Annotated in this window: 12 protein-coding genes; 9 read left to right on the top strand and 3 right to left on the bottom strand. The window is 66.0% G+C overall.

Features of this window, described 5'->3' with window-relative positions; translation table 11 throughout:
* Positions 1-576: FAD-binding protein (locus E8F12_RS05645; RefSeq protein ID WP_280324307.1), on the top strand; the 576-nt coding region annotated here is incomplete at its 5' end.
* 62 nt (positions 577-638) lie between these two features.
* On the opposite strand, the gene E8F12_RS05640 is transcribed toward E8F12_RS05645, so the two are convergent.
* On the bottom strand, positions 639-1568 hold the full coding sequence (locus E8F12_RS05640; protein WP_280324306.1) for an alpha/beta hydrolase: 930 nt from the start codon (positions 1566-1568) through the stop codon (positions 639-641).
* A gap of 115 nt (positions 1569-1683) precedes the next feature.
* Here E8F12_RS05640 and E8F12_RS05635 point away from each other — a divergent pair, with 115 nt between their 5' ends.
* The 8 genes from E8F12_RS05635 to E8F12_RS05600 all read left to right on the top strand — a co-directional run bounded on the left by E8F12_RS05635 (position 1684) and on the right by E8F12_RS05600 (position 8976).
* Positions 1684-2502 carry a transporter substrate-binding domain-containing protein gene (locus E8F12_RS05635; RefSeq protein WP_280324305.1) on the top strand — a complete coding sequence of 273 codons (819 nt, stop codon included), beginning with the start codon at positions 1684-1686 and terminating at the stop codon, positions 2500-2502.
* 14 nt (positions 2503-2516) lie between these two features.
* On the top strand, positions 2517-2873 hold the full coding sequence (locus E8F12_RS05630; RefSeq protein WP_280324304.1) for a DUF4398 domain-containing protein: 357 nt from the start codon (positions 2517-2519) through the stop codon (positions 2871-2873).
* Complete coding sequence (locus E8F12_RS05625; protein WP_280324303.1) at positions 2870-3682, top strand: OmpA family protein; 813 nt, start codon at positions 2870-2872, stop codon at positions 3680-3682. Before E8F12_RS05630 ends, E8F12_RS05625 begins: the two co-directional genes overlap by 4 nt.
* Positions 3683-3835: 153 nt before the next feature.
* Positions 3836-5269 (top strand): PLP-dependent aminotransferase family protein, encoded by a 1434-nt coding sequence (locus tag E8F12_RS05620; protein WP_280324302.1) that lies wholly within the window; start codon positions 3836-3838, stop codon positions 5267-5269.
* 123 nt (positions 5270-5392) lie between these two features.
* Positions 5393-7120 carry a VWA domain-containing protein gene (locus E8F12_RS05615; protein ID WP_280324301.1) on the top strand — a complete coding sequence of 576 codons (1728 nt, stop codon included), beginning with the start codon at positions 5393-5395 and terminating at the stop codon, positions 7118-7120.
* A 1-nt stretch (position 7121) separates the two neighbouring features.
* A complete protein-coding gene (locus E8F12_RS05610) occupies positions 7122-7712 on the top strand; it encodes an RNA polymerase sigma factor (RefSeq protein WP_280324300.1) in 591 nt (196 codons plus the stop codon).
* The gene (locus tag E8F12_RS05605; RefSeq protein ID WP_280324299.1) at positions 7709-8380 is read left to right on the top strand and encodes a hypothetical protein; all 672 of its coding nucleotides are present in this window, start codon (positions 7709-7711) and stop codon (positions 8378-8380) included. Before E8F12_RS05610 ends, E8F12_RS05605 begins: the two co-directional genes overlap by 4 nt.
* Positions 8381-8457: 77 nt before the next feature.
* A complete protein-coding gene (locus tag E8F12_RS05600) occupies positions 8458-8976 on the top strand; it encodes a hypothetical protein (RefSeq protein ID WP_280324298.1) in 519 nt (172 codons plus the stop codon).
* Positions 8977-9107: 131 nt separating this feature from the next.
* Here E8F12_RS05600 and E8F12_RS05595 read toward each other — a convergent pair whose 3' ends face one another.
* On the bottom strand, positions 9108-10931 hold the full coding sequence (locus tag E8F12_RS05595) for a long-chain-acyl-CoA synthetase (RefSeq protein ID WP_280324297.1): 1824 nt from the start codon (positions 10929-10931) through the stop codon (positions 9108-9110).
* 176 nt (positions 10932-11107) lie between these two features.
* On the bottom strand, positions 11108-11932 hold the full coding sequence (locus tag E8F12_RS05590; RefSeq protein WP_280324296.1) for an NAD(P)-dependent oxidoreductase: 825 nt from the start codon (positions 11930-11932) through the stop codon (positions 11108-11110).
* Positions 11933-11990 lie beyond the last annotated feature (58 nt).

Raw genomic sequence — 11990 nt, 5'->3', positions numbered from 1 at the left:
AGCGCCGACACCTTCAAGCGCCCGATCTACGCCGGTAACGCCATCGCCACCGTGCAGTCCTCCGCTGCCGTGAAAGTGATCACCGTGCGTGGCACCGGTTTCGATGCCGCCGCTGCCGAAGGCGGCTCCGCTGCCATCGAAGCCGTGGGCACCGTCACTGACGCCGGCAAGTCCGCCTTCGTCGGCGAAGAGCTGGCCAAGTCCGACCGTCCGGAACTGACCGCGGCCAAGATCGTCGTTTCCGGCGGTCGTGGCATGCAGAACGGCGAGAACTTCAAGCACCTCTACGCCCTGGCCGACAAGCTGGGCGCCGCTGTCGGTGCTTCCCGTGCCGCGGTCGACGCCGGCTTCGTGCCGAACGACATGCAGGTCGGCCAGACCGGCAAGATCGTCGCGCCGCAGCTGTACATCGCCGTGGGCATCTCCGGTGCCATCCAGCACCTGGCCGGCATGAAGGACTCCAAGGTGATCGTCGCGATCAACAAGGACGAAGAGGCGCCGATCTTCCAGGTCGCCGACTACGGCCTGGTGGCTGACCTGTTCGAAGCCATCCCGGAACTGGAAAAGCTGCTGTAATAGCGCTTCCCCGGCCTGCCGTACAAAAAACCCGCTCTTCGGAGCGGGTTTTTTATTGCGCCTCAGTTGCCGCTGGCGTCGAGGAAGGCCTGGTAATGCAGGGCGGTTTCCTCCGGGCGCTCGAGCATGGGCGCATGGCCGCAATTCTCCATGACCACCACGCTGGGTCTTTTCAGCAGCGGCTTCATCACCTCGATGCTGGAAGGATCGAGCACCCGGTCGCGATCGCCCCAGAGCAGCAGGGTAGGGGCCTCGATCCTGGGCAATTCCGGCTCCAGCGGGATGTAACGCTCACGGAGCTGGCGGAACACCTCGTCATAGTGGGCCTGGTTGGCCAGGGATTTTTCGGCCAGGTAGGCCTTGACCGAGGCGGGGAGGGGAGGCGGCTCAACGAAGACGAAAGCCAGCATGCGCTCGAAGTCTTCGGCGCTCCTCACCACCAGCGGGTTGGGCTGGCCGCTTTCGATCAGGCGGAACAGTTCGCTAGGCTTCGGCGCCTTCACGCCACCGCTGTCGAACAACGCCAGGCTGCGCACCTGGTTGGGGTAGCGGGCGGCGAAAAGTCCGGCAATATGGCCGCCCATGGAGTTGCCAACCAGATGCACCCTGCCCAGCTCCAGGGTCTTGATGAAGGACTCCAGGCGCTCGGCCTGGGTGCCGACGTCGTAGCTGCCGGCGGGCCTGTCGCTGTCGCCGAAGCCGGGCAGGTCAAGGGCTACGACGTGGTAGCGCTGGGTGAAGTGCCGGGCGAAGCGCAGCCAGTTGTCCTTGTTGGCGCTGAAACCGTGGATCATCAGGATGGTTTCGCCCCTGGCCGGGCCGCCCTCGTAGTAATGGATGCTAAGATCGCCCAGCGCGACCTGGCGTTCAGACAGGCCGGCGAGCTGGCGTTCCACCAGCAGCACGCTCGCCGTCAGCGCCGCGGGGGAGAAGTAGAGGGTTGCCGCCGCAGCTGTCAGGAGAGTGACGGCTGCGATGAGAAATTTCTTCATGGCCCACCTTATCGCGAATAGTTCTTGCATTCGCCTGTACGCTAGCATGAAGCTCGCCCCAGGCGATGCCGCCCGTTTGCGCGGCCAATCGAATGTCCAGTTCGGGAAACCTCAGATGCCAAGCCGATTTCGCCTTTCCTCCCTGCTCCTCGTGCTCTGCCTGCTGCCCGGGCTGGGTCAGGCCGCCGGGAAGTGCGAGCGGTTGGTGGCAACCGGCAATCCCGAGTATCCCCCCTATCTCTGGCGCGACCCGGAGAATCCCAAGCATTTGATAGGCGCCAACGCCGACCTGCTCAAGCAGATCGCCAAGGAGTTGGGCCTGAAGGTGGAAGTCATCTACACCGGCCCCTGGTCCCGTGCCCAGGACGAGGTGCGTACCGGCCGGGTCGACCTGATCGCCGGCGCTTTCCTCACCCTGCCGCGTCTGGAGACCATGGACTACGTCCACCCGGCCTTCCTTCAGACCCAGAGCATGGTCTGGGTCAAGCGCGACAAGCCCTTCCCCTATAGCGGATGGGACGACCTGCGCAGCCATCTTGGCGGCACCCTGGTGAAGAACAGTTTCGGCGAGGCCTTCGACCGCTTCGCGAAGGAGAACCTCAAACTCGAGGAAGTCCCCAGCCTGACCCAGGCCTATCAGAAGCTCCTGCTGGAGCGCACCGAGTACGTACTCTACGAACGCTACCCGGGCCTGGTCCTGGCCGACACCCTGGGCATGGCCGACGATCTGGTGGCCCTGGAACCACCGATATCCAGCGAAGGTCTCTACCTGACCCTGTCCCACAACTCGGCGTGCAACGACCCGTGGCTGCGCGGACAGCTCGCGAAAAAAATGACAGAATTGGTCGCCGCCGGGGTGCCGGAAACCCTGCTGCAGCGCAACCTGGAACGCTGGAAGACGCTGCAGATGCAGCCTGTCAGCACCCCCGAATGATTAGGAAACTTCTAGTGAGCAAGACACCCCTGTTTGCTGCCGGCCTGGCCGTGTTGGCCTTGGCCGGTTGCGCCAACGACCCGGCGCCAATAGAGCAGATGCGCCTGACCCAGAAGGCGGTGGAGCAGGCCACGGCCGTAGGCGCTACCGAGCAGATCGAGGAAATGAAGCTCGCACAGGAAAAGCTCGCCCTGGCCGAGAAGAACATGGGCGAGCAGGACTACAAGCGTGCTCGCGTACTGGCCGAAGAAGCCGAGCTGGATGCGCGACTGGCCGAAGCCAAGGTGCTGACCCAGAAGAGCCTGGACCAACTGGCCGAGCTGACCGCGCGGATCAATCGCCTGCGCAAGCAGTTGGGGGACGTTCAGTGAAGTCGAAACACCCATTGAGTCTCGGCCTGCTGCTCAGCCTCGGATTGCTCGGCGGCTGCGCCAACCAGCAGGCGACCGAACAAAACCTGGAGCAGGCCCGGCAGATGTTCCAGAAGGTCAAGGAGGACCAGAACGTCCTCAGCAGCGCACCCAAGGACGTGATCCGTGCCGGCGAATCCCTGGCCCGCGCCGAGCGGCTGTCCAGCTACCTGGGCAACGACGCCGACGTCGTTCACTACGCCTACCTCAGCCAGCGCTACAGCGAGATCGCCACCCAGCACGGCGAGCAGAGTCAGAACCAGGCTCGCGTGGCCAAGCTGCAATTGGAGCGCGAGCGCCTGCAACTGGCGCTGCGCGAAGCCAAGCTGCTCAGCGTCCAGCAGCAGGGCAAGTGGCTGGAGGAGCAGATGATCGCTCTGGCCGCGACCGAAACCGACCGTGGCCTAGTGATGACCCTGGGCGACGTACTCTTCGATACCGGCCGCGCCGACCTCAAGGCCTCGGCCAACCGCACCGTGCTCAAGCTGGTTCAGTTCCTTCAGCTGAACCCGCGGCGCATCGTGCGCATCGAGGGCTACACCGACAGCAGCGGCAAGAAACAGGACAACCTCAGGCTGTCCAGCGACCGTGCCCAGGCGGTGGCCGATGCCCTGGTCGACCTCGGCATCGACGCCAAGCGCATCCAGGTCCAGGGCTACGGCGAGGCCCATCCGGTGGCGGAAAACGCCTCCAACCGTGGCCGGGCGCAGAATCGCCGGGTAGAGATCCTCTTCTCCAATGACAAGGGCGAGCTCGGCCCGGCGCGCTGAGGGGTGACAGGGAAGCCCCGGTTGCCATTCGGCGCCGGGGCTTTTTCGTTTCTGGACAATAGCGCTGTATCGCCCACAATTTTCTGATCTGTACCGGTGCAGTTTTGCAGTCTTCCGATAGTGTTTCGGTTCAGTGATACAGGTGCCACCGTCATGACCAATCTGTTGCTCTACCAGCGCATCGCCCAGCAGCTGGCCGATGATATTCGCCGTGGCGTCTATCAGCCGGGTGAACGTGTGCCTTCGGTGCGCAAGCTCAGCTCCCAACTCAGTGTCAGCCACGCCACCGTGCTGCAGGCCTATGCCAGCCTCGAGGACCAGGGCCTGATCCGCGCCCGTCCGCAATCCGGCTTCTATGTGCACCAGACGCCAGCCCTGACCGCGCCTACCCCCGACATCGCCCGGGTCGAGCGGCCTGGTTTGGTCACCCGCGCCAGCATCATCCAGCAGGTCCTGGCCGAGTCGCGCCGCGAAGGCGTGTTCCCCCTGGGTGCGGCGGTGCCCCATGTCGACTACCTGCCGGTGCGCACCCTGCACCAGCAACTGGCCAAGGTCACCCGCTTCCACAGCCCGCGTGCGTTCAGCTACATGTTCAGCCCCGGCTTCGAGCCGCTGCGGCGCCAGGTGGCGATCCGCATGCGCGATGCCGGCGTGGTGGTGGACCCGAGCGAAGTGGTGATCACCCACGGCTGTGTGGATGCCCTGCAGATGAGCCTGCGGGTACTGACCCACCCGGGTGACCTGATCGCCACCGAGTCGCCCACCTACTACGGCCTGCTGCAACTGGCCGACCTGCTTGGCCTGAAAGTGATCGAGATTCCCAGCGACCCGACCACTGGCATCAGCCTGGAAGCCTTGCAGCTGGCCGCCAACCAGTGGCCGATCAAGGCCCTGGTGCTGACCGCGCGGCTGAGCAACCCGCTGGGCGGGACCATTCCCGAGGAGCGCCAGAAGCAGTTGCTGCGCCTGTCCTCGGACTTCGATATCCAGATCATCGAAGATGATATCTATGGCGAGCTGATGTTCGACCAGGGGCCGTCCAAGGCCATCAAGGCCTACGACCTGGACGACCGGGTGATCTACTGCTCCAGCTTCTCCAAGACCCTCTCGCCGGGCGTGCGCATCGGCTGGATGATCGCCGGCAAGTACCAGGCGGAGATCCAGCGCCTGCAGACTTTCAGCACTCACTCGGCGTGCAGCGTCACCCAGATGGGCGTGGCCGCCTACCTGGAGAACGGCGGCTACGACCGGCACCTGCGTTATATCCGCCAGGAGTACCGGAAGAACCTCACCGCCTTCCAGCTGGGGGTGCAGCAGTACTTCCCCGAGGGGACCCAGATGACCCGCCCGAACGGCGGCTTCATCCTCTGGATCAGCCTGCCGGCCAAGGTCAACACCAAAGACCTGCATGTACGCGCCCTGCAGCAGGGCATCAGCATCGCCCCGGGGCTGATCTTCAGTAACACCGAGCAGTTCAACCACTGCGTGCGGCTGAACTGCGGCATCCCGTGGAACCGCGAGGCCGAGCGCGCCATCATGACCCTCGGCATGCTGGCCAAGCAGCTCTGCCAGGAGGCTGGCCTGTAGGGGCGAATTCATTCGCCAAGGGCTGCAAGGCAGCCCCACAGGAAATCAGCGCAGCCTTAACCCGTTCAATGGAGGGCGTCCGTCTACTGGTGCGAATGGCTCATTCGTTCCCAGGAGGCGTCCATGTCCAGCCATAACTTCCTTCAGCAACAACCCCTCGCCGCCGGTTTCACGGCCGGCCTGCTGCTGGTCCTGGCGGCCTGCAGCGCCCAGGATGCCTCCGCGCCGCCCGCCGGCAAGCGCGAGGACGCGCCAGTGGTGAACCAGCCCGAACCGGAGCTGCGCGAGGAGCGCAAGGCCAGCGCGCCGGCCGAACTGGCCAAGCGCGCCGACTACTCTGCCGAAGCCCGGCAGATGCCGATGGTCGCGCCCATGCCCATGTCCATGCCGGACTCCGGCCTGCCGGGCTACCGCGACGTGCCCCGCGAGCAATACCAGCACATGGCCGACAACCCGGTGCACGCGGTGGCCAGCGAGCCAGTTTCCACCTTCAGCATCGACGTCGATACCGGCAGCTACGCCAATGTGCGGCGCTTCCTCAATGGCGGCCAGCTACCGCCGGCCGACGCGGTGCGTCTGGAGGAAATGGTCAACTACTTCCCCTACAGCTATCCGTTGCCGGAGGGCGATGTGCCCTTCGGCATCGGCATCGAGCTGGCGCAGACTCCCTGGAACCCGCAGACCCGCCTGTTGCGGGTGGCGATCAAGGCCTCTGACCGCAGCCTCGACCAGTTGCCGCCGGCCAACCTGGTGTTCCTGGTGGACGTTTCCGGATCCATGGACAGGCGCGAAGGGCTGCCCATGGTGCAGGGCACCCTCAAGCTGCTGGTGGACCAGCTGCGCCCGCAGGACCGCGTATCCCTGGTGACCTACGCCGGGGAGGCGAGGGTGGTGCTGGACTCCACGCCCGGCAGCGACAAGGCGAAGATCCGCGCCGCCATCGAACAGCTCAGCGCCGGTGGCTCGACGGCTGGCGAGTCGGGCATCCAGCTGGCTTACGCCGAGGCGCAGAAGGGGCTGATCCCGAATGGCATCAACCGCATCCTGCTGGCCACCGATGGCGACTTCAACGTCGGCATCAGTGATTTCGAGAGCCTCAAGCAACTGGCGGCGCAGAAGCGCAAGGGCGGGGTGTCCCTGACCACCCTGGGCTTTGGCGTGGACAACTTCAACGAGCGGCTGATGGAGCAACTGGCCGATGCCGGCGATGGCAACTACGCCTACATCGACAACCTGCGCGAGGCGCGCAAGGTGCTGGTGGACCAGCTCGGCTCCACCCTGTCCGTGGTGGCCAGGGACGTGAAGCTGCAGCTGGAGTTCAACCCGGCCGAGGTCAGCGAATACAGGCTGCTGGGCTACGAGAACCGCGCCCTCAAGCGCGAGGACTTCAGCAACGACAAGGTGGACGCCGGTGAAATCGGCGCTGGGCATACCATCACCGCGCTCTACGAGATAGTCCCAGCCGGTGCCAAGGGCTGGCTGGAGCCGCTGCGCTACCAGGCGGCCGCCAAAGCCGACGCCAAATCCGGCGAGCTGGCCTGGCTGCGGGTGCGCTACAAGGCGCCGGGAAGCGAGCAGAGCCGCCTGCTGGAGCGCCCGATCGCGGCCGGCCAGGTACCCAGCCTGCAGGATGCCAGCGAAGACTTGCGCTTCGCAGCGTCCGTAGCGGCCTTCGCCCAGCAGCTCAAGGGCGGCCAGTACACCGGCGAGTTCGGCCTGGCCGACAGCGCCCGCCTGGCCCGCAACGCCCGTGGCGAGGATCGCTTCGGCCTGCGCGGCGAATTCGTGCAACTGGTGGAACTCGCCCAAAGCCTGCAAACTCCCGCCCCATCCCAAGCGCGGAAGGAATGACGTGAACCCGATCCTCACGGATGACGACGCCGCCTTGCTGCGGCGTTACCGCAGCGGCAATGCCGAGGCCTTTGGCGTGCTCTACGCGCGCCATCGCCTCGGCCTTTACCGTTTTCTCTGCGGTCTTTGCGGCGACGGTGCCCTGGCCGAGGAAATCTTCCAGGAAACCTGGCTGAACCTGATCCGCAGCGCCTCCGAACAGCGCGGCCAGGCCAGCTTCAAGACCTGGCTCTACCAGATCGCCCGCAACCGCCTGATCGACCACTGGCGCAAGCATGGTCGCCAGCAGGGCCGCGAAGAAGCCTTCGACGAAGCCCTGCACGGCGAGGCGCTACCGGGCAGCAGCCCGGACCCCGAGCAGGAGCTGGCCCTGAGCCAGGACCAGCAGCGCCTGCGCGCGGCACTGGAGGAACTGCCGGGCGAGCAGCGTGAGGTCTTCCTGCTGCGTGCCCACGGCGACCTGGAGCTGCACGAGATCGCCGAACTCACCCGCACGCCCGCCGAGACGGTAAAGAGCCGCTTGCGCTATGCGTTGCAGAAGTTGCGTCGGCTGCTGGCCGACCCGGCCGCGGCCGAGGAGGTATCCGCATGAACCGAGACCCGCACAAGCCGGACGATATGGAACAGGCCCTGCTCGAACACTACCGCCGGCACAGCCAGGAAGAGCCGTCTGCTGCGCTGGACCAGCGCATCCTCGCCGCGGCGGCGGCCCAGGCGGAACAGAACCGGGCGGCGCATCGTCCCTCCTTCGGCGAGCGCCTGCATGCCTGGCTGTTCGGGGTTGGGGGCCGGCAGCGCTGGGCCGTGGCCATTGCCGGTTTTGCCAGCCTGGGAATCGGCCTGAGCCTGACCTTGCGCACCCAGGAAGAGGCCAAGGAACGCTTCGATGCTCCCCCGTCCAGCGTCGCGCCGCTTTCCGCGCCGGCGCCAGCGGCGGCGCCCATGCCCAGGGCGGCGCCAGCGACCTACGCCAGCCCGCCAGCCCAGACGGAGAAGAAGGCGTCCGCGATGGCCGATAGCAGCGCCGAGCTGCAGGAGCGACAGACCGAGCCGCTGCGTCTGGAGGAGGAAACTTCACCCAAGGCGGAGCTGGCCAAGTCGGCACCGCCTGGGGAACCGGAGGCCAGCCTGCGCCGGGTACTGGCACTGCAAGAGGCGGGCAAGCGCGAGGAAGCGCACAAGCTGTTGGATGAGTTGCAGGCGCGCTTTCCCCAGCGGGATATCGTCGCCGAACTGCGCGAGTTCGAGCGTGACCGCTAACAGCGGTCGCGCGACGCTTGCCTCACGGCTGGCGAAGGTAGAGCATGGCGCCATTACTGACTTCACCCTGATCGTCCATGCATCCGATTCGTCTTGTTTGTGCCTGCCTGGCACTGACCCTGCTGGTGGCCTGCGACAAGGAAGCGCCGCCAAAGCCCGGGGCGCCTCCCGCACCGCCCCCAGTCTCCTCCAGCCCGCCGCCCGCCCCACCGGCCCCCGCCGACGTCCCGGCGCCGCCGGTGGAGCCTGTCCCGGCCGCCGATCCCAAGCCCATGCCGCCTCCGCCCGCACCGGCCCCCAAACTGGTGCCGCCGGCCCCGGCGCCGATCGGGCCGAAGGAGACGCTGACCACGGTCAAGGCACACTTGCCCAATGCCAAGCTTGACCTCAGCCTGCCCAAGGACCTGGTCATTCAGCTGGAGCCGGGCGACGCCAAGGACGATGTGCGGGGCCAGACCGTGCTGCCGCAGCTGTTCGCGGATAAGCCCGCAGAGAACTCCTTCGGGCTCAATGGCAAGCTGATCACCAACGAGCGGGAAGCTGACGCCTGGCACTCGGTCGAGGGTGCCGAGCTGCAGTTCGAGTTCAAGCGCTAAGGCGCACTGGCTGTAGGTTGGGCCGGGCAGCGTTCCGCGAGCCGAGCGAAGCCCAACGGTCCAGCCCGTCACGTTGTGCTTCCCAGGCCCAGTGCCAGCCGACAAGAAACCAGCCCGGCTGCCCACATCCCTCAGAAGCGGTACTCCCCGCGCTGGATCGCCTGGTAGATCTCGCCATCCAGTGGCCGGAACGCCTGGTCGCCGGGCAGGCGGGCAAAGAGCGGGGCCCTGACCGCTTCCGGGTTGTAGGCTTCCCGCTTGAGGTCGGTCTTCTTGTACTTGAAGGTCCCGGTGGTCTCCACTTCCTCCAGCAGGCGCACGAACAGCGGCGCGGCATAGGCCGGCAGTTCGCGGTCCAGGTGGACGGCCAGCGCCTCCCGGTCCAAATGCGCGCCGTGGGCCAGGCGCAGGGCCGCCATGCCACAGCGGCCGTTGGTGCCGGGAATCTCCACGCCATAGACCACGGCATCCTCCACCCCGGGGAAGGCCCCCAGGGCGTTCTCGACCTCGGTGGTCGAGACGTTCTCACCCTTCCAGCGGAAGGTGTCGCCCAGGCGATCGACGAACTGCGCGTGCTTGCAGCCGATGCTGCGCATCAGGTCGCCGGTGTTGAACCAGGCATCGCCCTTCTTGAACACATCGCGCAGGACCACGGCTTCGCTCTTGGCCGGGTCGGTATAGCCGTCGAAGGGCCACTTGGGGCTGATCTCGCTGATCAGCAGTCCCGGCTCGCCCGTGGCCACTTCCTCGAGGAAGCCGCGGTGGTCGCGCAAGGGACGGTCGTTCTCCAGGTCGTAGCGGACCATGGCGAAGGTGGCGGGGGAGAAGCCCACGGTATTGTCGAAATTGAACACATTGGTGAACCCGATGTTGCCTTCGCTGGAGGCGTAGAACTCCATCACCCGCTCGATGCCGAAGCGCTCCTTGAACTCCGCCCAGATCGATGGGCGCAGGCCGTTGCCGATCATGCAGGTCAGGCTATTGCCCTGCTCTTCGGGGCAGGGCGCCTGGTTCAGCAGGTAGCGGCAAAGCTCGCCGATGTAGCCGAAGCAGGTGGCCTGGTATTGCGCCACGTCCTTCCAGAAGTTGCTGGCGGAGAACTTGCGGCGCAGGGCGATGGCGGCGCCGCCGGCCAGCACCGAGGCCCAGCTCACGGTGACAGCGTTGTTGTGGTAGCAGGGCAGCGTCAAGTAGAAGACGTCGCGCTCGGTAAGGCCCAGACCCGAGTGGCCGAAACCGCCGTAGGCCTTGATCCATTTGCCGTGGCTGAGGATGGAGGCCTTGGGCAGGCCGGTGGTGCCCGAGGTGTAGATGTAGAAGCAGGCATCCTTGAGGCGTATCCGTCCAGTTTCCACCGGGTTGCTTTCCGGCTGCCCCAGGGCGAGGCGCATCAGGTTCCGCCAGCCGGGCGGGGCATCAGCGGGACCGGCCAGGCTGTCGCCGTCGGCGACCCAGTAACAGTGGCGGGCATCCTCCAGCTCGCAACGGACTTCCTCGAAGGCTTCACGCAGCTCCTCGCCGACGACGAAATGACGGGCCTTGACCAGGTTCAGGCTATGGCTCAGCACCTTGCCGCGCTGGGTGGTGTTCACCAGGGCGGCGATGGCCCCGAGCTTGGCCAGGGCGCCCAGCGCCGCCAGCACTTCGATGCGGTTTTCCAGCATCACCGCTACCACGCTGCCATGGGTTACGCCTTCGGCCTTCAGAGCGTGGGCCAGGCGGTTGCACCAGGCATTGAACTCGGCATAGCCGAGGCGGCGCCGCTCGTCGATCACTGCTGGGCGCTGCGGGTACAGGCGTGCCGCACGCTCCAGGGCCCAGCCCAGGGACAGCGCCTTTTCGCGGTTGCGGATGCCGGTGTAGTAGAGGCCCAGCAGCATGCGCGGCAGGCGCGGCAGGTTGCTCGGCAGGCGGGCGATGAAACGCAGCGGGGAGATCAGTTCTGCTTGGCTCATGGTTCTCGCGTGTTGTCGTTGTTGTACGCAGGCATGGCCTCACTCTAGGACGGGGCGCAGGGCCCCGCCATGACCCTGGCGCGTTGGTGGCCGGGCAGATGGGCAAATGGTTGGGGCCGATTTCTTGTAGGGGCGAATTCATTCGCCCCTACAGGTTCACCGCCCAAGACCCTGCCTCAGTCCAGGAACAGATCCGGCACCAGCGAGCCACCCTGCGGGTCGAAGCGGTACTGCTCGAACTCGGTCTGGCCCTGTTCGCGCAGCAGTTCTTCGTCGATCAGCAGGCGCCCGGTGATGCTGCGGCCCTGGCTGGCGAGGATGGCGTGGGCCGCATCGGCCATGATCGCCGGGGTGCGGGCGCGCTTGAAGGCTTCGCGGCTGCCCAGTTCGAACTCGATGGCGGCGGTGGCGATCATGGTTTGCGGCCACAGCGAGTTGACGCTGATGCCGTACTTCTTGAACTCCTCGCTCATGCCGAGGGTGAGCATACTCATGCCGTACTTGGTGACGGTGTAGGGGCCGTGCTGGGCGAACCATTTCGGCGCCAGGTTGAGCGGCGGCGACAGGTTGAGGATATGGCCGCCGGCGCTTTTCTTGAGGTAGGGCAGGGCGGCCTGGCTGCAGACCATCACCGCGCGGGTGTTGATCTGGTACATCAGGTCGAAGCGCTTGGGTTCCAGGTGCTCGACACCCGTGAGGCGGATGGCGCCCGCGTTATTGACCAGTGCATCGATGCCGCCGAAGTGCGCGGCGGCCTTGGCCATGGCCTCACGCACGGCGTTCTCGTCGCGCACATCCAGCTGCATGGGCAGGGCCTTGCCGCCAGCGGCTTGGACTTCCTCCGCCACGCTGAAGATGGTGCCGGGGAGCTTGGGATGGGGCTCGGCGCTCTTGGCGGCGATGACGATGTTGGCGCCATCGGCCGCGGCGCGCAGGGCGATCTCACGGCCGATGCCGCGGCTGGCGCCGGTGATGAACAGGGTTTTGCCGGACAGTGACATGCGCGTTCTCCTGATAGTTGTTGTTCCTTGGGGGCCGCGTAGCGGCCCTTTCGCGAAT

Source organism: Pseudomonas sp. BN102 (assembly GCF_029871245.1).
Lineage (GTDB): Bacteria > Pseudomonadota > Gammaproteobacteria > Pseudomonadales > Pseudomonadaceae > Metapseudomonas.
This window is presented reverse-complemented; position numbering and strand designations above follow the sequence as displayed.

Excerpts from the sequence above, each read along its gene's own strand:
- E8F12_RS05605 (WP_280324299.1), top strand. The coding sequence starts at position 7,709 with ATGAACCGAGACCCGCACAAGCCGGACGATATGGAACAGGCCCTGCTC.
- E8F12_RS05590 (WP_280324296.1), bottom strand. The coding sequence starts at position 11,932 with ATGTCACTGTCCGGCAAAACCCTGTTCATCACCGGCGCCAGCCGCGGC.
- E8F12_RS05620 (WP_280324302.1), top strand. The coding sequence starts at position 3,836 with ATGACCAATCTGTTGCTCTACCAGCGCATCGCCCAGCAGCTGGCCGAT.
- E8F12_RS05615 (WP_280324301.1), top strand. The coding sequence starts at position 5,393 with ATGTCCAGCCATAACTTCCTTCAGCAACAACCCCTCGCCGCCGGTTTC.
- E8F12_RS05635 (WP_280324305.1), top strand. The coding sequence starts at position 1,684 with ATGCCAAGCCGATTTCGCCTTTCCTCCCTGCTCCTCGTGCTCTGCCTG.
- E8F12_RS05640 (WP_280324306.1), bottom strand. The coding sequence starts at position 1,568 with ATGAAGAAATTTCTCATCGCAGCCGTCACTCTCCTGACAGCTGCGGCG.
- E8F12_RS05600 (WP_280324298.1), top strand. The coding sequence starts at position 8,458 with ATGCATCCGATTCGTCTTGTTTGTGCCTGCCTGGCACTGACCCTGCTG.
- E8F12_RS05595 (WP_280324297.1), bottom strand. The coding sequence starts at position 10,931 with ATGAGCCAAGCAGAACTGATCTCCCCGCTGCGTTTCATCGCCCGCCTG.